The organism is Saccharicrinis sp. GN24d3 (assembly GCF_052400645.1).
Classification (GTDB): Bacteria; Bacteroidota; Bacteroidia; order Bacteroidales; family Marinilabiliaceae; genus Saccharicrinis.
In genome coordinates, this window is the sequence record NZ_JBQTGI010000045.1 from 1 (window position 1) to 20,269 (window position 20,269).

Genomic DNA, 20,269 nt, shown 5'->3' on the forward strand with positions numbered 1-20,269 from the left:
TATAAATCCCCGCAACATCAAGTGCGATGAAATTTTAATGTAATTTTTTTACCCACGATAAATTCTTTGAAAGTAATTGGGACAAGTTATGCCTCGTTTCTGCAATCCCTTGTTTTATGGTATTTAATGTCCATTACATACCTCTGATATATAACCCGTTGCACAATATGGGTTAAACTCAATATTATCAGCACGGGGCTATAGACTTTTGCACTGGTGACTATTCACCTATCATCCTCGCCACCGCATCGGCACATTTTTCGCCGTCGATAGCCGAAGAAGCGATTCCTCCTGCATACCCGGCACCTTCTCCACAAGGGAAAAGCCCTTTAATTTGCACATGCTGCAGCGTCATTGGATCGCGGGGGATACGAACCGGAGATGATGTTCGTGACTCAGTTCCTAAAATAATGGCTTCCTCATCCAGGAATCCTTTGGCCCATTTACCAAATTGCACAAACCCTTCCTGTAATCTATGGCTTATCCCATCCGGTAACACAAAATGTAATGGTGAGGCTATTGTGCCCGGCACATATGAAGTCGGCGGCAGATCGAAGGACAACCTGGAATCAACAAAATCAGTTAATCGCTGTGCGGGTGCTATCAGGTTTTTGCCTCCATTGATATAACATAGGCGTTCCACTTCTTTTTGATATTCCAATCCGGCCAGAACCCCGTGTTTTTTAAACTCCTCCGGTATATCTTCGGGTCGTATCTCAACTACCATGCCCGAATTGGCATATGGTGAGTTTCGTTTTGAGGGAGACATACCGTTGACCACCATTTCGTTTTCACCTGTCATGGCCGGCACGATAAATCCGCCCGGGCACATACAAAAAGAATAAACCCCTCTGTCCTGGACCTGGCAGGAAAAGTTGTAGGAAGCTGCAGGAAGATACTCACCTCTTCCTTCCGGCGAATGATACTGAATTTGGTCAATCAACTCCTGTGGGTGTTCCACGCGCACTCCCATGGCCCAGGTCTTCGCTTCTAATTCGATGGCTTTGGCATTTAACATGGAATAAACATCACGGGCAGAGTGACCGGTAGCCAGCACTACCGCTTCAGCTTTAATAGTGGTGTGGTCTTTTAAAACGACACCTCTGGCCGATAAGTCCTCTATAACAATATCGTTAACCGTGGCATTAAACAGCACTTCACCACCAGCAGCGATGATAGATTCGCGCATTTTTTTGATCACCCCGGGCAAACGGTCTGTTCCGATATGCGGATGCGCATCGATTAAGATTTCATCCTGTGCCCCATGGAAATGAAGCACGTTGAGTATTTTGTTAAAATCCCCCCTTTTTGTGCTTCGCGTATATAATTTACCATCAGAAAACGTTCCTGCTCCACCTTCTCCAAACGCATAATTGGAATCCGGGTTTACGGGGTTATTTCTATTTAATAGCGCTAAATCTCTCTTTCGTTCGCTGACATCTTTTCCTCTTTCCAGAACAATAGGTTTGAAACCTAACTCAATGAGCCGTAATGCAGCAAACAATCCACCGGGACCGGCACCGACAACAACCACCTCTGGCTTATTGGCTACATTTTGATATTCAAAAGTGACCCACTCCTTTTCCGGTACAGGTGCATTGGCATAGGCTTCCAGGTGAAGCTGGACCATCACCTGACGCTGTCGTGCATCTATTGACCTTTTGCGCACGCGGATGGCGGTAATCTTATCCGGATGCACCTTCATCTTTTTTGCCACAATATCTTTATAATATTTCTCGCTGGAAGCTTCTTTTGGCGTAAGCCTTAATGCAATGTCTTTCTTCATCCCTTTTTTAATAGCTGCGCAAAGATAATTAATTATCATTTTGCGAGGCAATTACTTTTACAATGGATTTTATAATGTGAAAATTATCCGGTTAAACTAAAAATTACCCATTTAACTAAGCGATCAGCAGACGGCAAACCATCGGTTATTAAACCAACAAGAAACCACGTAAAAGCCAAAAAATGAAGCATTCAACTAATTATGCACCACTGACTTAATGATTACTCAAAATAAAAACTCAGCACAAAAATGCGCGAAGTTAATTTGTCAATGGCCTGTGTGTATGGTAAATCCAACAATTCACCTGTGCCATCATGATTGAGTATATCCCGCATACCTATCGAAATTTTCAGTTCTGTAGATAATCGGAAATAATTCAGGTAAGAATCGAAACCGGCGCCAAACTCATAATAAAAATCCAACGCATTTAACAGAAGGCCATTTTGCTTTTTCTTGGCTAAATCGTAACGCGGGTTAACACCGGCAATCAAGTAAGGCTTAAAATTATGGTTTCGATCGGCTCCATATTTAAGCATAATGGGCATTTCGAGAAAGGTAGATTTTATTTTAATGGCTTCATCCTCCTGCATCCCTTCGGAGTCGATATAGCTCAGGTCTCGCTGCCCGAAAGAAATGCCGGGCAACACTCGTAAATTTAGGTTTTTCTTTAACCTTAAGCTGGTTATGATACCCAGGTTTATTCCCGGTTGCAACGACAGGAGTTCTGCATACCGTGGATTATTTCCATTTTCCGGAGTTGAAGCACCAGAGTGTTGAATATTAAAATTCATGGTGTTGATTCCGATCAAGAAACCAAAATGAATCGGTTTTTCGTCAAAACCCTTAAGGTTAGGCACATTTTTATTCTTATCGTTTTGTGCATTTACTTCCCCGATCAAACACAACAGAACGAATAACACAAAAAACTGCTTCAATCCAAGTATCATAAAAGATTAATTTATCCTCCTACTAATATTATAAGGCTTGACCACCTTACTTCAATAACTATTTTTTTTACGCTTTATTGTTTACACCTGCATCATTCCTTACTGGCAAAATAAATGGTTGCTACACCAAAGGTCTGCTTCCACACCCTTTCGCTTTTAAAACCTGCCTTCTCCAATTCGGCCACAAATGATTGTCCTTCGGGAAATGCAGCGACCGATTCGGGCAGATAGGTATATGCAGCTTTATCTTTAGACAACAAACCGCCCCACCAAGGCAATATTCTTGTTGAGTAAAACTTATAAATCTGCTTGAACGGGAAGGCCGTTGGGTTTGAAAATTCTAATACCATAAACTTACCTCCACTCTTCAGTACTCTATTGATTTCGCACAACCCTTTTTGCAGGTTTTCGAAGTTACGCACTCCAAAAGCCACCATGGCCGCATCAAATTCTCCATCTGTAAACGGAAGATTTTCCGAATCACCTTCCACCATGGAAATAATATGATCCAGGTTTTTATTCTTGATCTTTTCCTGACCTACTTTTAACATTTCAGGAGATAAATCAAGTCCTACAACACGTTGAGGTTTTAAACGCATAGAAGCAATAGCCAAATCACCCGTACCTGTAGCGATATCCAAAATCTCAGGCGACTCTATTCCCTTAAGCAGGTTTATCGCTCTTCGCCTCCAAATTTTATCGATGCCCATGGACAAAAAATGATTTAAAAAATCATATTTGGGCGCGATATTATCGAACATGCTTTTGATTTGGGTTTTCTTACCTTCTTCGGAGGATTTATATGGCTTAACCGTCATTGGATAGTGGATTCATGCAACATTTATCGGATGACTAATTTGATTAACAGGTACTTCGTTATCCGACAAACGGTACGATTAAAAAACTAATTAGCCCGCAAAAATACAATAGATATTAAATTATCGGCAATTGTTCAGCAGTTTTTAGCAAATGAAACAGAAATATTGTGCAACTGTTATTGCGTTGCGATAGCCAAGCCAGATCGTTTTGAATTGTTCTAAAAAGCTATTTATTGCTGTTTTGCAATTCCCTTTTTAATAGGTCGAGCATCTTTTCAAACTCTTCGATAGAAAAACCTGTGGAAGCATAAATGATCTTGCCCGATTTATCGATCACATAATTTCGGGGTATCGTATTCATTGCGAACTTACCGTACATGGCCCTATCCTTATCGGGATAAAACGGCAAGTCAAACTTCTCCGCTTTAAACTTATCCATTTCGGCCTGGGTATGTTCGCGACCAACAACTAACAATTTAAAGTCCTTACGATTCTTATACTTGTCCGCAATTTCTTTTTTAACATATGGTAGTTCCTTTATACATGGCGGGCACCAGGTAGCAAAAAAGTTGATGAGTACGACCTTTCCTTTTAAGTCTGATGAACTTATGTTTTCGTCCGCGGACTTTAAATTAAAGGCAGGCATCAAGTCACCGGCCTTAACCAAAGATGCAACATCTTGCGCCAGACATTCCGACCCAAGAACACCACTTAGAAGCCCCAAAAGAAGAATGGTTTTCATTAGGTTATTATTCATTTTCACCATCCATCCATGTCTTTAAGTAGCCAGCGAACTTTTTTTGGTAATCCCCAATATAACCGAATGATTCATCGTCGATACGGATTTCACCTTTGGTAACATGTCCCAAAGCAGAGAACACGGCTCCTGTGTCCAACATAAAATCAACAAAGTCATCCTGTCTTTCAGCTGCTACAGTTACGACGATTCTACTCTGAGCTTCGCCAAACAAAAAGGCATCTTTTCGGACCTCGGCATCTGTTGTGATATCGAAACCAAAATTCATTGGCATTGCAGATTCCAACATATTGAAGAACAAACCACCCGAAGAAACATCATGAACTGAGCGAACCAATTCTTTCCGGATCACTTGCTTCACCAATTCCTGAACTTCCAATTCTTCTTCGATATCGAAGTAAGGCGCGGCATGGCTTTTTTGCCTGTGGTAGAAATTTAGGTATTCCGAAGCATTAATATCGTCTCTGGACTTACCTATCAGGAAGATCATATCTCCCTTACGCTTATATGACAATACGGTATGGTGATCTATCGATTCCACTGTTCCCACCATACCCACAACTGGGCAAGGCGTGATAGGTGTTAAACGTCCCTCTACCGAACGTTGGTTATAGAAACTTACATTACCGCTGACAACAGGTGTATTAAACTTTTTACATGCCAAGGACAGTCCTTCAACCGATCTGGTAAACTGCCAAAACACTTCCGGGTCATATGGGTTACCGAAATTCAAACAATCGGTCACTGCCAATGGAATTCCACCTCCGCATATTATATTTCGTGCCGCTTCGGCCACCGCAATCTGAGCACCCACATAAGGATCGGCCTCCACATAATTCGAGTTACAATCCACGGTTAAAGCCAATGTTTTACCCGCTTCTTCAATACTCACAAATGAAGCATCCGAAGGATATTTGTTACTCAATGAATCTTGTTGTAACGACTGATCAAATGTTTCGGTAAGGTATTCTTTGGAAACAAGATTTAAGTTGGTCATCAATTTCTGAACTACCTTCTGATAATGATCGGGTTCCGGAATATCATCTAATTTCAATTCTTTTATTTTGTTCTCGCCAGGTTCTTGCACCTCTCTCTCGTAAATAGGCGCATTACCGCCCAGCCCCACATACGAAACCGGAACCTCTGCAATTGTTTCATCACCATTCTTACAATGAAGTATATCTCCCTTTACAACAACGCCCACCTGCGCAAATGCCAATTGCATTGGTTGTAATAACTCTGCTGCCCTGGCCAAATTTTCCTTATCAACGCAAACCAACATCCTACCCCAGGTTTCGGAAAGTAACACTTCACGAACTGTCATATCATTGTCACGGGTCGGGACCTTGTCGCTATATAACTCGATACCAGAATCTCCCCGCGCTGCCATTTCGGTGGCAGCTCCCACTAATCCTCCAGCTCCTATAGTCTGAATTCCGATTATTAACTTCTCCTTATTTAGTACTTTTACCGCTTCTAACAGGCTACGTTCTATGGTCGAGTCCATCATTTGCTCAATGGTAAAACTAGAGGATCCGTTATCGGAAATAAAATCGGCAGAAAACGCATCGTTATCTACCCCATCTTTACCTGTAAGAGATCCTAACAACAATATAATTTGCCCCTCTTTTTTGGCAACACCTGAAATCAAATCCTCTTTTTTGGCTATCCCAACCGTCATATTGTTAACGATTGGATTTGAATTGAAACCCGCATCAAAGCTAACTTCGCCCCCAATTACCGGCACTTTCATACTTTCCTCGAAATCCTTGATTCCTTTTACAACCTCCGAAAAGAGCCATCGGGCAGTATCTCTTTCCGCATCACCAAAACGCAAAGAATCCAGAAATGCTATCGGTTTGGCACCCATAGAAAAAACATCGCGATTTACAATCCTTAAACCCGTCAAAGCGCCCAGACGCGGTTGAATGGAGCAAGGGTGATTATGCGATTCTATTTTAAATACACAAACATAACCGTCGCCAATATCAATGGCGCCTGCCGATTCGTCCCCTGCTTCCACGATTACTTTTTCCCCGGATTTTGGCAACTTACCCAACCATTTCAATGAGTTTTTGTAAGATGCATGCTCTGTCCAAAGGCGAGAAAAAATATCTAATTCTATTTTATTGGGATCCCGCTTTAAAATTTCTGAAATTAATTCAAGCTCCGATTGCGTTAAACCTAAATTTTCTGAACTTTGAACATTTGAGTCACTAGTATTCATGATATCTTTTTTTGGTGCTGTGTATACAGATCTATAACTTTACAAAATAATTTCAAATCCTCACAACTTTTAAGGTATGGTATCCAAAATCGCTTGTGAATATTGACTTTTTGAAAGTATAAAAAAAATACCTAAGTACAAAAGTGAACATATTCATTTTGACGGATGATTTTTTTTATAAAAATGACACGCAGTCTGATAAATTAATAATCAAAACACGAATGAGCCTGTTTGGTCACCTGCCAGCCGCAAGCAGGGAACGAATAATCAGGTCCCTATAAGGGCAGGCTGTCCTCAAAGAAATTCGGAGTTGGAATTTTAGGCTGTCCACCACGGTTTTACTAAACATTAAATAAATGAAAAGAATTGCATGCATAACCGGAGCTACATCCGGAATAGGAGAAGCCACAACAAGAATTCTTGCCCAACAAGGGTACAATACTGTTATTACCGGTCGTAGAGCCGAAAGACTAAATCGGTTAAAGAAGGAGCTTGAAGCCGAATTCAACATAGCAGTCCTGGCGCTTTGCTTTGACATTAGGAACGAAGGGGAAACCATGCAGGCATTAAACTCCATGCCGGACAAATGGAAAAACATAAGTATTTTGGTCAACAATGCAGGTTTAGCAGCCGGAACAGAGAAAATATATGAAGATGCCTGGGATAAATGGGCACAGATGATAGACACCAATGTAAAGGGATTGTTATTTCTTTCGAAGGAGGTTATAAAATGGATGGTAGAAAAACAACATGGGCATATAGTTAACATATCTTCCATAGCAGGCATAAACGTTTATGAGGGCGGAAGCATATACTGCGCTTCAAAACATGCGGTTAATGCCATCACAAAAGGAATGCGTGTTGACCTGTTGAAACATAACATAAGGGTTACATCTATTTCGCCAGGCATGGTAAACACAGAATTTTCGTTGGTCAGGTTTGATGGCGATAAAGAAAAGGCTCATGATGTTTATAAAGGAGTTACACCCCTATCGGCCATGGACGTAGCGGAGGCCATTGAATTTGCCGTAACCCGACCTCCCCATGTGAATATCAACGATATTTTAATTATGCCAACGCAGCAGGCTGATGCATTTAACACATATAGGGAATAGTATATTGGTCAATGGGCAGCAGTCATGAGCGTCAATACTTATTAAGCAAACTATTGACCGTTGTCAATTGTCCACTGACCATTAAGAGCTTGTAATACGTCCGGCAAGGATATTCCGGATGGCCAACAAGAAATATTTGATATCGGTTCGGAAACCTTTCTCAAGTCTTTCGTTCATGTATATCCATTCGGCTTTAATATTTCCCGATGAATCGGGCATCAGGAGCGACACATATGGAGGGATGCAACCCGGTTTAAATTTCACCCTTAATTCCTGAACTTCCTTAGGAAGTTCCGAAAAGCGGGTATGACTCAACGGCCTCACCCCCACTAATGCAAGCTCTCCTTTAAAGAGGTTGATCAGTTGTGGTAGTTCATCCAGCCAATACTTTCGAAAAAACCTGCCCCATGAGGTCAACCTGAAATCACCGGCAGGCTTCCCTGTTGAATTATATCCGTTTAAGCGTACCACATAATCTTGCAGATACTGTGAATAAGGGTGCATGGTCCGAAACTTAAAGACTTTAAGCTCTTTCCCTTCCTGACCAATCCTGGTCATCGGGAATAAAAAACCTGTACTACAACCTTCCTGCGCGCCGGGTGCATTTTTAACTTTCATGGTCATAAAGTATAATAATCCTTCAATCTCTTTGAAATCAATAATGGAAAATCCGGCATAAACCAAACGGCCCAAGGCTTCAGCCTTACTTATTAACCTATTTTTTTTTACACGCTGAAAATGCAGACTCCTCTTTATGAATGATTTATGTTTTTGCTCTTGTAAATCATCTATAGCATAGCATCCTACAAAAACGGTAGCTTCAGGTATATGACCATTTAAATTAAATAGATACTGATTTATGTTTTCTGAAGAATTAACGGGCGACACATCCACTATACCCAAAACTGGCTTTTCAAGTTTGTAATAATTACTGGGATGGTACGACTCTGCTAAAATAATTTTATCGGAGTACAAAGGTACCGCCTGGGAGACATAACGATATACCTTCTCGGACATGCCTTTAATCAGGTTTTTTTTATATAGGTTATGCTGACGCCCCACGTATTCATCAATAGCCCTTAAATTGACGTCCTTAGTATTATTTGTTGAAGTAATTACATTTCGCATTGATTCAAGAATACGTTTATTATTTGGGTACCCCAAAAGTAACAAGATGATTTAAAAAAATGCAAAAATATTGATATATCACAAAAATGATGTCGCTCTGCTCAATTCCACGTCTACCTACCCGCTGATCTTTTATTAGAATCCCCGGCATTTTACCAAAGGAACTTTTCCTTTGACCAACGATATTCGCTCCCATATTTTAAACCAATGGCATTATTTTATGGCTACACCTGCCCCAAAGCTTAACACACCATAATCTCCGGGGGTATAACCCGCAAATAGTTCCACCATTCCAAGTTTTGCTTTCACTCCAAAATCTAAAACCAACCTTCCAAATTTATAATTGACATACAGCGGATTGGCTTCTTCTTGTTGCAAGGCAGGATCTCCAACATAATAGTTTCCCTTTAATGCATAATCTGCACTTGAAGAAGCATAACCCGCACCCATGTACGCTGAAAAAACAGGCACATCTATCCCTATCAGCAACCTACCGCTATAACCATTTATTGTCCCTTCTAATAATTGGCCTGAACTTTCCGCGGTGGGATATTCAACTGAAACATCGTTTATAATGGAGGAATAGGCACCAAAAATTGCTAAAGACAAAGCAGGAACATTCTCCAAAACGGGAATATACTCTTTTATACTGTGTTTTATACCTATCCCATATTGCGATACGCCACCAATATTTCCCATATCCAAGTTTGGCATCAGTTTTATCCTAAGCTCGGTATTATAAGGCAAACCTATACCGGCCAGCAATACCGGAAGTGAAATCTTATCTTCTCCTTCACCTTTAGGCAACTGTATTTCCCGGCCATCTGTCTTACTTCGTATTACAGGATGATCATTTGTTTCACCCGCCATATTGGCAGCAATCGAAAAACTTCCATCCTTTACCGCATAATATTGATCCAACTCCGGAATATGATCAACATAATAACCTCTTTTGTCCGAGGGAGTAGTGCTTGTTGACATACTCAATGAAACATCAAAACCTAAGAAACGATGTGTTTTTGCTGTTCGGTACCACCCTGTGTGCAGGCTACCATGCATCATTTCGCCCATTGGAGTAAGGTACGCCTTGGCTAATTCATGTGAAACCTCAGGTGACTGCAGAAAACTAACCACTTCTTTTTGTCCCCTTACAAGAAGCGTGCTCACTAGCAGTACCGTCGATATTAATACTTTTCTCATGGTTGTTTATTTTGAGTTGTGCAGATGTATAGTTATCGTACCTGGCCGGCAAACCACGCTCTTGCCTCACTTAACGAAATTCGAACTTTACCTTTGTAAGCCACGATATAACCCTTGGTATTAGATTGCGAAAGAGCCGTTTTTGCTTCACTTAAAGTACTGAACTTACCAAAGCTATACCGATACCACCCGTCGCCTTTATTTTCAACAATTGCATACTTACCCGCATAAACCTGCTTGATACGGGATTGCGATACCTGTGTTTTATCCGCCATAATTTGTACGGTATAATACACCTCAATTTCAGGCTGAACTAACTCCTTGGGTTTTGCTTTTGTTTGTAGCTTAGGTTCTTCTGTCTTCTCGGCTTTCTTTACAGGAGCAATGGTAGCTTGCTTAACCTCTGGTTTTATCCCGGGTTCGACTACCTCCTGGTCTTTTTTAACTTTTACGGCTACAACAGGTTCCGTCTTCTCTGGCATTACAGTTTCTTCAATCGTCTCTACAGTTTCCGTGACTTTCTGAACGGTTTCTTTTACAAGTGCTTGTTTTTGAGCAGAAGTGTCCTTTCCTATTAAACCAATTGCTTCCTGGCAAAACAGTACAGCCTGCTGATAATGGAGGTTAGACTTATGGATCTGCTCCCCGCCTTTTTTTAAGTTAGCGATTACCTTGCTTTTACTTCTGAATTTTTCTGCATTATCGGTATAGAAAGCCACAGAATCTTTTAATGCCTGAACCTCAGCGAAAAACCGGTTACCTTCGTTGACCAGGTACTGATTTATATATGGCTGATAAACATTGATCATACCTTTAAAACCCGTCTTATAATAATCCTTGGTTTCAAACAGTAACCTGCTCACTCGCTTACCTGCGTAGAGATTCTCGGTAAGCTTTATATAATTGGGCTTCAGCTGAAACAAACTATCCTTAGGGAAAGTAAAATTTGCAAACAATATCTCATTACCCTGGTTGATGTACGAATCTGCTTTAACCATTTTCGATACGTCACTTTCGGAAAGCACGTTACGATTTGCATGGACCTTTACCTGGGCATTCAGGTTACCCAACAAAATCGTAAAAACAACCCATATTTTGTATCGAAACAAATTCATTACATCAGGCTTTACCTATTAATAAATTAATGCATTTTAAGATAAATAGCAACAGCTTATCTAAAACTAATGCCTAATCCGGCAGTGATTGCACTGTACTCGCCCAAAGTATAATCGGCATGTAATGCGATTACTCCCAAACGGATTCTCATTCCCACATTGGCGTCGAAGGAGTTGGTGGCATATCCCAGTTTGATTGGATCGGTTTCCTGACTGATCCCCACATTATAAGTTCCCATTAAATTAAAATTGCTTGTTGACTTTCCATATCCTACCCCTCCATAGAAAGCCACCACAGGCAAATTAGCTCCAACAATCAATCGGGTCGTAATACCTGAAGCGGATATATCCAACCTACCATCGGAAGCTGCTTCTTCGACTTCAATCTCACTGGAAAAACTGGTGTATGCTGCCAAAACGGATACGTTTAAAACAGGCACGTGTTTAACAGCGGGAATATAATCCTTAAGGTCTTTTTGAATACCTATTCCCCATAGACCGAGACTACCCGCATCACCGATTGTTACCTCCGGGGTAAACCTGCCTTTAAGCTCAAAACCAAACGGAAGCCCCACTCCGGCAGTAACCATGGGAATAGGAAGATAATCCATACCTGTACCATTGGGCATTGTAAAATCCGCTGGTGTGCCGCCCGGAAGGCCTTGAGGTTTCAACACCGGCCTTTCATCCATTTCCCCTGCTACAGTTGGCGTAATGGAAACGTTAGGGTCTGAAAGCTCATAAGTTTCCAGTTTGTCGCTGTATTTGCCAATATCAAAAGTAGTAGCACTGGATGGCGCTTTAATATAGGTGGCAGTTAACGTAACATCAAAACCCAATAATTTATGTTGTTTGGCCGAATTATACCAGCCGTTATTTAAGCTGGATCCCAGCATCTCTCCATATGGTTCCAAATAAGGTTTTGCCAATGTATTGGCATCTTTAACTCCCGCTTCTAACAATTTAGCCATGTCCGACTGTGCAAAAGTATTCAGCGACAATAATGCTACAACTAGTAATAAAAAAGTCTTTTTCATGATTATAACGTGTGTGTTTAGTGTTTCTTTAATTCGAAAGCATTCCGGCCGCCGTTCTGGTAGAAATACGCTCTTCGTGCAAGTAAGCCACCACATAGCCCTGAACGCCAGACCTTGTTTTCATGGTGTTGGCTTCTTCCAGAGTTTTAAATCTTCCGAAACTATATCGGACCCAACCATCCGCTTCGTGCTTGACCACTTCGAATGGGCCATCATACAAGGATTGTAATTTATCTTTTGGAACTGGTTGTTTTTCAGCCAAAAATTGAACCGAAAAATATAGGTCTGCGATACCCTCTTTAACAGGCTCTTCAACCAATGGCTCATTATTTACTTTTGCTTCCAATACCGGACTGATTAGTGCTGCTGTTATTGGAGTTACCGCCACAGTATCAGCATTTACTATTAAAGCTGAATCCTGAACGGAAATGGCATCGGCAATCATTGCCGTGTCAGACATGGCTATTTCGCTGACACTTATTGAATCAACCTTCAATGAATCCTGAACAACATTAGCTAAAGTTTCTATAATGGCCATTTCAGTATCCGGCACTACCAATGCAGAATCTTGAATTTCTGCGGACATGGTATCCTCCTTCTTCGTAATTTCCTCTATATCTCCTGTTGCTTTCGCTAAAACTGCGATAGCTTTATTTTCTTTCTCATTCGCTTCCATCAACATAGAAGCTGCTTTATTTACGTCGTAATGATTGGCCGATTTCCTTCTAAGTTTTCGTCCCTCTTTATAATCATCTTTAGCAACTTCAACCAGACTTTCAACATCTGAATTTAAGCTTCCTTGTTTGATCCCTTTGGAAATGGATTTTTTGTAGACACTGTACTTTTTTCCATATCCTTCTTTGTAATAAGATGCGGAGCCCATTACTATTTTATTAGCCTTGGTTTCAAGCCGTCTTATTTTTCCTTTTCGGCTTTTTCCTTCAGTCTCTATTTCCTCAATTTGCCGGGTGTACTTCTCCTTTTTACCAACAACCGCATCCCCTTTTTTAATTTTTTTATCGGCACGTGCAATCTTCCGATTATTGCTCGTATTCAACACATCAGTATATTGACCATAAGAAGCAATACCCATACCAAGAATAAATACAATACAAAAACTCAATAATCTCATTTTATTAAACCTTATAAGAATTAAAAAATGCCCGGAAGTCCCATGACTCCGGGTTTTAGATTCTTTGTACTTTAAATAAGCAACTATGTTACGTAAATGGCCAATTTTTATTCATTGCTTTTATCGCATAAGGATAATAATTATCATTGATTGTATAATAAAACACCTTTAAATTGCGCAACCAAAAAAATTAAATCAATCAAATGATGAAACGAGCATGCAAGTTCAATCATTTAATTTACACAGGGAAAATGATTGAATTTTCTTGGGAGTTCCCCCGCAATACTTTGGGGCAGGCTATATGACTATTAAAAGAAAATTAGAGTATATGAAACCAATATTAATTTTTAGTTGTTTACTTTGCATTTCCATATTTATGGGCAGTTGTAATCAGAAAAGTACTATGAACACCAATCCATTATTAGAAGATTTTAATACGGTGCACGAAACACCACCGTTCGATAAAATACAAACCAGCCATTATCTTCCGGCATTTAAAAATGCTATTGAAAAAGCCAAAGCGGACATTAACAAAATTGTTAACTCTAAAGAAGAGCCTACTTTTGAGAATACCATTTTAGCGCTGGAATATGCAGGTAATCAATTAAACGATGTATCCAGCATATTTTTTAATATCAACTCGGCTGAAACCAATGAGGAGATTCAAGCCATTGCACGTGAAGTTTCGCCCATGTTGACAGAATATTCAAACGACATTGTTTTGAACGAAACGTTGTTTGGGAAAGTAAAAGCCGTGTATGATTCTCGCAAAAACATAAACCTTAACGAGGAACAAACAAAACTATTAGAGGATTCTTACAAAGGGTTCGAAAGAAAAGGCGCTTTGCTAAAAGGTGAAGACAAAGAGCGCTACCGTGCAATAACATCGGAACTGAGTAAATTGACCTTACAGTTTGGAGAAAACGTATTGGCCGAAACCAACGAGTTTAAACTTCATATTACCGATGAAGCACAGCTTTCGGGATTGCCCGATGCCATTAAATCAGCAGCTGCCGAAGTCGCCAAAAGCGAAGATAAAGAAGGCTGGATATTTACGTTGCAGTTCCCCAGCTATGTTCCGTTTATGAAATATGCGGACAACAGGGACCTAAGAAAGCAGATGTATATGGCTTTTTCAACCAGGGCCAACCATGGCAACAAGCACGATAACAAAGAAATTATTACAAAAATAGTCAACCTTCGTTTAGAAAAAGCAAAATTACTGGGTTACGAAAACCATGCTCAATTTGTTTTGGAAGAGCGTATGGCAAAAACACCGGAAAAAGTAAACGGGTTTTTGGATGACCTGTTTGCACGTTCCATGAAGTTTGCCAAAAACGAGGTGGCAGAAGTAGCAGCTTACGCTAAAAAGCATGGCTTAAACGATGAACTTCAACGTTGGGATTTCAGTTACTATTCCGAAAAAGTTAAAGCCGAGAAATTTGACTTTACCGAGGAAATGACAAAACCATATTTCCAGCTGGAGAAAGTTATTGATGGTGTTTTTGGCCTAGCAAACACCCTTTATGGAATTAGCTTTAAGGAAAACAAGGATATTCCGGTTTACCACGAAGAAGTGAAAGCTTATGAGGTACTGGATGAGAATGGAGAATACATATCGGTTCTTTATCTCGACTTCCACCCACGCAGCGGAAAGAGAGGTGGAGCATGGATGACCAACTATAGAGAGCAATATGTTAAAGACGGGAAAAACGTTCGTCCGTTTGTTTCGTTGGTTTGTAATTTCAGCCGTCCAACGGAAGATACACCTTCCTTATTAACACATAACGAGGTAACCACATTTCTTCATGAGTTCGGACATGGTTTACATGGCATGTTGGCCAACACTACCTACAAAAGCCAAAGCGGCACCAATGTATACCGCGACTTTGTTGAGTTACCGTCGCAAATTCTAGAGAACTGGGGAACGGAAAAAGAATGGTTAAAATTAGTGGGTAAACATTATAAAACAGGTGAAGCTATACCTGATGAATTGGTGGACAAAATATTGGCTTCTGCCAACTTTCAGAGCGGATACCTAAGTGTTCGCCAGTTGTCGTTCGGCATGAACGATATGGCCTGGCATTCTATTAACAATCCGTTTGAAGGGTCGGTAACTGATTTTGAAGATGCTGCCATGGCTAAGACTGAGTTGTTCCCTGAAGTAGAGGGTACTAGTTTTAGTACGGCTTTTTCACACATTTTTGCGGGCGGATATGCTGCAGGGTACTACGGTTACAAATGGGCCGAAGTACTGGATGCCGATGCATTTAAAGTATTTAAGCAAAACGGCATTTTTGACAAAGCAACGGCAAACTCATTCAGGGTTAACATCTTGTCGCAAGGTGGAACCAAACACCCAATGGATTTATATGTGGCCTTTAGAGGTCAGGAACCAACTCCCGATGCCCTACTTGAAAGAAGTGGATTGGTGAAAAACAGTGTTCAGTGATTAGTTGGAACGAAGTGACATCCCGTCCCATTAAATTCATTTAATTATTGACGGGAAAGCAGTATTCGGTAATCAGTATTCAGTGAATGGTATGTCAGTGGTTATTAGTTTTTGGTTAATGGCCGTTTTTATTGATAGCATAAGATAAATAAAGGATGTTTCGAGAGAGGCATCCTTTTTTGTTGTTATGCCACTATTGATGGAATTTATTACTTTTATAAAGTAGCTATTGCACAACCAGTAACTTCTGCAAAATTACTAACGCCAATAAATATTATGAAAACAAATCAGTTATTAACTGATGCAGAAAAGATTGCTCCCAGTAAAAAAACAGTTCCCATTTTAATTCTCTTTTTTGCAATTGGACTTTGTATTATTATTGGAATAATTATGTATAGTCAGCAACCAAATACGATCTTTTTCAAAACTTCGATTAATGGTAAGGTTAATGATATACAGAAGGAAATAAAAAACGTTTACTTCTTGATTGATTCCACATGGTACTTGATTAAAAAAGAATGCATCGATGAAATATCAACAGGGGATTCAATTGCCAAAGAAAAAAATAGTTATACGCTAACTATTTATAATAAAGGTAATATTAAATGGAAAGGAGAAGTAAAAAAGATTAAATTTAGAAAGGTTAATTAGTTTGAAGATAAATAGAAACAGAAAGAGGGTGTCGTTTGGGGTGCCCTCTTTCTATAAGGTTAAAATGGGGTTATTTAGTATTGCGTTTAGACTTTGCGGCACAATACTTAATGTATAAAACAGGTTCAAATTTATATTACACAATGACCGACCATCTGGGTTCATTGAACACTCTTATAGATGCCTCCGCTAATATTGTTGAGGAGCATGCCTTCGACAGTTGGGGAAAAAGAAGAGACCCGCATAATTGGGGGAATACATCAACAACAAGTTCTTCCATTACTGAAAGAGGTTTTGGATATTCGAGTTTGACTTTTAAGGCAGAAATTAATATGTTCAGTGAGGACTTATTTTTTTGACAAGTGACAACGCAGACAAAACATATAGCCGAACTAATCCCGATGGCCTTAGCCAAATCGGGAAACGGAAGAACCTATTGCCCAACAACCATGCAGTTCGTAAGTCCCGACCCTATAATACAATCTCTGGGTAATAGTGCAAATTACAATAGATATTCGTATTGTATGAACAACCCTATAATGTATACCGACCCCAGTGGGTATCAACATTACCCATATCAAGATGAAGTTAATGCCATAAATAAAGCACAATTGGAAAGATGGCTAAGCATGGGAGCTCCAGGAGGAGGAGGGGGAGATGGTTCCATTACGCCTCATTTAGACAGGTGGAGGTATCAAGCTTCTGGTGGATTAAGTTACAATTGGAGTACAGGTTTATATGAGAATGTTTATTCCGGTGAAAGTATGAGTGCAGGTAGTTTTGCTTTTAGTGGCATTGCAAAATCAATGGGTATAGTTTCCGCTACCAATGAGGCTGCCCAAACAATTATGAATTACCTTATAGACGGTTTCGACATTGAATTTATAGACAACGGTACAGCATCCTATGCCATTGCCATGCAAAATTTTAATTATCTGGGCAGTGCCGCAGGTATTACATGGAATGCGTCGTTTAGTAACTCGGGATTAAGCAATGGGTTTAACAGGGGAGTGCATGAGGGCACTAACTTTAGTTTAGGAGATGATTGGTTTAACCAAATACAAACTGGCACTCAATATGGATGGAACTGGTCTAGAACAACAACAAAGCAAAAGTTCAATCATTCAGAGGCTCAAGCTTATGCGAACAATATGGAACAAAAATATGATAAAATGGTTTCTGAATTAGGTTGGTATTCCGCTGGAGCAGGTACAGCTAGTGGAGCAGCAGGTGTGTGGGTGGTTAAATTATCTGCAAAATCTAATTTTATTACTGCTACCTATAGTGCTGCCTATATGGCAGCATTCGCTGCACAAGCTAATGGAATTGAAAATTCATATAATGCTTTACAATATCAGTATAATGACCAAAGTGCCAATCCATTTCAGGCAGGTTTTTATGTTGTGACATCCACATCTCGTGTAACAACAATGGGCACTGGAATGTTTACTCATAGTTCCACGAGTAGCTTTTACCTACCCAATGGTGCGTTATTTTATACGATTTCACATTAATATTTGAATTATGATTAATACTGTAAGAAAAATAATCGTTATTGTCTTAATTACTGGATATTTGCTAATATCATACTTCATATATCAGAATACAGATATCAAGTACGAACAAAAAATTCCTTTTACTTTCTGGGTAATTTTTCTGGCAATTTTCTTATTGTCATTATTGTTAGCACAAAAGAAGCCAAAGGGGATTTATCCAATGTTAGCGATGTTGCTTTTATTAATGGTACAGGTATTGGTATTTTTAATACCAGAAGTACATAATTTTGCATGTCAACTTTTTAATTAGTAAATTAACTAAGGTTGCATTAGAAATAGTGCAGCCTTTATTATTAAAATAATAATTACATTTAGACATTTACCTTCCCAACTGGACTGGCAGCTATTTAGGTGATGGACAACACGGGCAACAACATATACTACGCACTGACCGACCATTTGGGTTCACTCAATTGCTTAATCGACAACAGTGGCAATATTGTTGAGGAGCACGCCTTTGATAGCTGGGGTAAACGACGAGACCCGCAAAATTGGGGGAATAGCACTACTTCAACTTCCTCTATTACCGATAGGGGCTTTACAATGCACGAAGAACTAAAGGAATTTGATTTAATCCATATGAATTTAAGCAATAAACGAGCGCAGAGCGAAGCTTGCTTCTGCTCTGCCGAGTGTCGCTTAAATGGCCGAAGGCAAAGGCGTTTCTACTGCCCCACCACTATGCAGTTTGTTAGCCCCGACCTATTTATACAATCGCCTCAAAGTTCTGCCAATTATAACAGGTATTCTTATTGTATGAACAATCCTATTATGTATTCTGATCCTAGTGGGTATCAATATTACCCATATCAAAATGAAGTTAATGCCATAAATAAAGCACAATTGGAAAGATGGCTAAGCATGGGAGCTCCAGGAGGAAGGGGAGGTGGTTCCATATTCCCTAAATACGGTGTTTTGGGTTCTCCAAGGAATAATCTTGAATACGAAAAACAGCTTGCATATAATTTGGATACTAGAGAGGGTGGTTCATTTTTTACGGATGGTTTAAATCAACGTATTAGCACATTTGGTAAAGTTTCTTATATAGAAACAAGCAAACTTAGGAGAGAAAACGTTCAGGTTTTAGATTATACTTTAAAAAATGGAGAGTTATATTTGAAGGGTACTAAATTTTTTAACATTTATGTACCTTCTAAGTTAACCGCCCTTAACCCAAACAACGCAAATAGAATTGCAGAGTTGTTCGGAAAGTATAATGCCCAATCTGGAGGGGGTAGTACAAGTGGAGATGAACTCTTAATTGAACTGAATATTAAATTTGGAGTAGGTTATGAACGGAGTTATAACCTGGGTGGATTTGGAGCAAAAGCAAAAGCTTCAGCAACGATGGATTATATGACTTTTCGTTTGACGGAGAAGGGGTTTAAGTATATCCCATATAGGAAAGCAACTGTTGAAGGTTCGTTTGGGCATGCAATGTTAAATGGAGGTGTTAAAATGGATTATAATGGATATAATTCGCAATGGAGTGGTAACGCCACATTTGCGAATTTTGATTTCTCCACAAGTCAAGCTCCCATGATTACTCCACTTAGCTTTGGATACCAGATGCCTTTAGGTTTTGGCTTTGACTTTAAATTCAGTGTAAATGCATATTCTGCATTTCAATCGTTTGACAGGGCTGACCAGGTTCATCGGCAAGTAACAGGGGTAGGTATTTGGTACGGCCCAAAATATTAATCTAAAAACATGCTTGATATGAATACAATATTGCCAATTATTTTAGGAATTTACATCATACTTTTTGCAATACGATATTTTGTTATCAAAGAGTTAAATACTAAAAAATTATTGCCAAATAATCTTAAGGAAAATGCAATAACTTTCATAAAAATGAAAGATGGCTCTAAAAGTAAAAGTGCTCAATCCTTGTATAAAAAATACAATCTAATTACAGCATTTTTATGGGGTGTAACCTTAGTTGTCTTAATTGTAGTTATAGCAGATAACATAGGACGTTTGTAGGAAGAGAAACAGAAAAGCCCGAGCAATCGGGCTTTTTCAATGCTTTACAATCTCAATAAGTTTGTCTGTAACCTTTTCAAACACTTCTGGTTTAACAGTTCCTATTTTTCGTGTAATAATACTTTTTTCAGCAGTAAATAGCCTGTTTGGTCTAATGTTACTAGGTTTGTTCAGAGAACCTGTTTTAAAATCAGAACCATCAAGGGCAATGGCATAATTGTCTTTAACAAACTGGCTTGTAATTTGGCAAAGAATAATGAACCCAGCTAGCGCGGACTTGTAGTCCGTGCAATAAGCAAGCTGCAAACAATAACGAGAGCTACGATTTAAATGATTGTAGCTCTTGCTAATTTTGGTAGGAA

General features: G+C 39.6%; 19 protein-coding genes. 8 read left to right on the plus strand and 11 right to left on the minus strand.

The window, feature by feature from the left end:
* Window positions 1-220: 220 nt before the first annotated feature.
* The 5 genes from ACT29I_RS24735 to purL all read right to left on the minus strand — a co-directional run bounded on the left by ACT29I_RS24735 (window position 221) and on the right by purL (window position 6,535).
* The gene (locus ACT29I_RS24735) at window positions 221-1,786 is read right to left on the minus strand and encodes an NAD(P)/FAD-dependent oxidoreductase (RefSeq protein ID WP_444794727.1); all 1,566 of its coding nucleotides are present in this window, start codon (window positions 1,784-1,786) and stop codon (window positions 221-223) included.
* A gap of 221 nt (window positions 1,787-2,007) precedes the next feature.
* On the minus strand, window positions 2,008-2,733 hold the full coding sequence (gene porT, locus ACT29I_RS24740; protein WP_444794728.1) for a type IX secretion/gliding motility protein PorT/SprT: 726 nt from the start codon (window positions 2,731-2,733) through the stop codon (window positions 2,008-2,010).
* Window positions 2,734-2,825: 92 nt separating this feature from the next.
* Window positions 2,826-3,551: a bifunctional demethylmenaquinone methyltransferase/2-methoxy-6-polyprenyl-1,4-benzoquinol methylase UbiE gene (ubiE, locus tag ACT29I_RS24745; protein WP_444794729.1), complete on the minus strand. Its 726-nt coding sequence runs from the start codon at window positions 3,549-3,551 to the stop codon at window positions 2,826-2,828.
* A gap of 226 nt (window positions 3,552-3,777) precedes the next feature.
* Window positions 3,778-4,293, minus strand: coding sequence for a TlpA family protein disulfide reductase (locus ACT29I_RS24750; RefSeq protein ID WP_444794730.1), 516 nt, complete (start codon window positions 4,291-4,293; stop codon window positions 3,778-3,780).
* A 7-nt stretch (window positions 4,294-4,300) separates the two neighbouring features.
* Entirely contained in the window at window positions 4,301-6,535 is a 2,235-nt protein-coding gene (gene purL / locus ACT29I_RS24755; RefSeq protein ID WP_430934539.1) for a phosphoribosylformylglycinamidine synthase subunit PurL, read from the minus strand.
* A 356-nt stretch (window positions 6,536-6,891) separates the two neighbouring features.
* Between purL and ACT29I_RS24760 the strand changes: the two genes are divergently transcribed.
* The gene (locus tag ACT29I_RS24760; protein ID WP_430934540.1) at window positions 6,892-7,650 is read left to right on the plus strand and encodes an SDR family NAD(P)-dependent oxidoreductase; all 759 of its coding nucleotides are present in this window, start codon (window positions 6,892-6,894) and stop codon (window positions 7,648-7,650) included.
* 81 nt (window positions 7,651-7,731) lie between these two features.
* Here ACT29I_RS24760 and ACT29I_RS24765 read toward each other — a convergent pair whose 3' ends face one another.
* The 5 genes from ACT29I_RS24765 to ACT29I_RS24785 all read right to left on the minus strand — a co-directional run bounded on the left by ACT29I_RS24765 (window position 7,732) and on the right by ACT29I_RS24785 (window position 13,262).
* The gene (locus tag ACT29I_RS24765; protein ID WP_430934541.1) at window positions 7,732-8,778 is read right to left on the minus strand and encodes a sugar transferase; all 1,047 of its coding nucleotides are present in this window, start codon (window positions 8,776-8,778) and stop codon (window positions 7,732-7,734) included.
* 213 nt (window positions 8,779-8,991) lie between these two features.
* Window positions 8,992-9,978, minus strand: a complete 987-nt coding sequence (locus ACT29I_RS24770) for a DUF6588 family protein (protein ID WP_430934542.1) — start codon at window positions 9,976-9,978, stop codon at window positions 8,992-8,994.
* 32 nt (window positions 9,979-10,010) lie between these two features.
* Window positions 10,011-11,093, minus strand: a complete 1,083-nt coding sequence (locus ACT29I_RS24775; RefSeq protein ID WP_430934543.1) for an SPOR domain-containing protein — start codon at window positions 11,091-11,093, stop codon at window positions 10,011-10,013.
* Between the two features lie 56 nt (window positions 11,094-11,149).
* A complete protein-coding gene (locus ACT29I_RS24780; RefSeq protein WP_444794731.1) occupies window positions 11,150-12,130 on the minus strand; it encodes a DUF6588 family protein in 981 nt (326 codons plus the stop codon).
* A 28-nt stretch (window positions 12,131-12,158) separates the two neighbouring features.
* Entirely contained in the window at window positions 12,159-13,262 is a 1,104-nt protein-coding gene (locus ACT29I_RS24785; protein WP_444794732.1) for a hypothetical protein, read from the minus strand.
* A gap of 328 nt (window positions 13,263-13,590) precedes the next feature.
* Here ACT29I_RS24785 and ACT29I_RS24790 point away from each other — a divergent pair, with 328 nt between their 5' ends.
* The 7 genes from ACT29I_RS24790 (at window position 13,591) to ACT29I_RS24820 (ending at window position 19,907) form a co-directional block, all read left to right on the plus strand.
* Window positions 13,591-15,714 carry a M3 family metallopeptidase gene (locus ACT29I_RS24790; protein ID WP_444794733.1) on the plus strand — a complete coding sequence of 708 codons (2,124 nt, stop codon included), beginning with the start codon at window positions 13,591-13,593 and terminating at the stop codon, window positions 15,712-15,714.
* Between the two features lie 276 nt (window positions 15,715-15,990).
* Window positions 15,991-16,365 carry a hypothetical protein gene (locus ACT29I_RS24795; RefSeq protein ID WP_430934547.1) on the plus strand — a complete coding sequence of 125 codons (375 nt, stop codon included), beginning with the start codon at window positions 15,991-15,993 and terminating at the stop codon, window positions 16,363-16,365.
* 143 nt (window positions 16,366-16,508) lie between these two features.
* Window positions 16,509-16,724, plus strand: coding sequence for a hypothetical protein (locus ACT29I_RS24800; protein ID WP_430934548.1), 216 nt, complete (start codon window positions 16,509-16,511; stop codon window positions 16,722-16,724).
* Between the two features lie 3 nt (window positions 16,725-16,727).
* A complete protein-coding gene (locus ACT29I_RS24805) occupies window positions 16,728-17,879 on the plus strand; it encodes an RHS repeat-associated core domain-containing protein (RefSeq protein ID WP_430934549.1) in 1,152 nt (383 codons plus the stop codon).
* Between the two features lie 10 nt (window positions 17,880-17,889).
* Entirely contained in the window at window positions 17,890-18,171 is a 282-nt protein-coding gene (locus ACT29I_RS24810) for a hypothetical protein (RefSeq protein WP_444794734.1), read from the plus strand.
* Window positions 18,172-18,275: 104 nt separating this feature from the next.
* Window positions 18,276-19,622 (plus strand): RHS repeat domain-containing protein, encoded by a 1,347-nt coding sequence (locus tag ACT29I_RS24815; protein WP_430934550.1) that lies wholly within the window; start codon window positions 18,276-18,278, stop codon window positions 19,620-19,622.
* Window positions 19,623-19,640: 18 nt separating this feature from the next.
* Window positions 19,641-19,907, plus strand: a complete 267-nt coding sequence (locus ACT29I_RS24820; RefSeq protein ID WP_430934551.1) for a hypothetical protein — start codon at window positions 19,641-19,643, stop codon at window positions 19,905-19,907.
* A 36-nt stretch (window positions 19,908-19,943) separates the two neighbouring features.
* On the opposite strand, the gene ACT29I_RS24825 is transcribed toward ACT29I_RS24820, so the two are convergent.
* The coding region (locus ACT29I_RS24825; protein WP_444794735.1) for a type II toxin-antitoxin system PemK/MazF family toxin at window positions 19,944-20,269 on the minus strand (326 nt) is incomplete at its 5' end.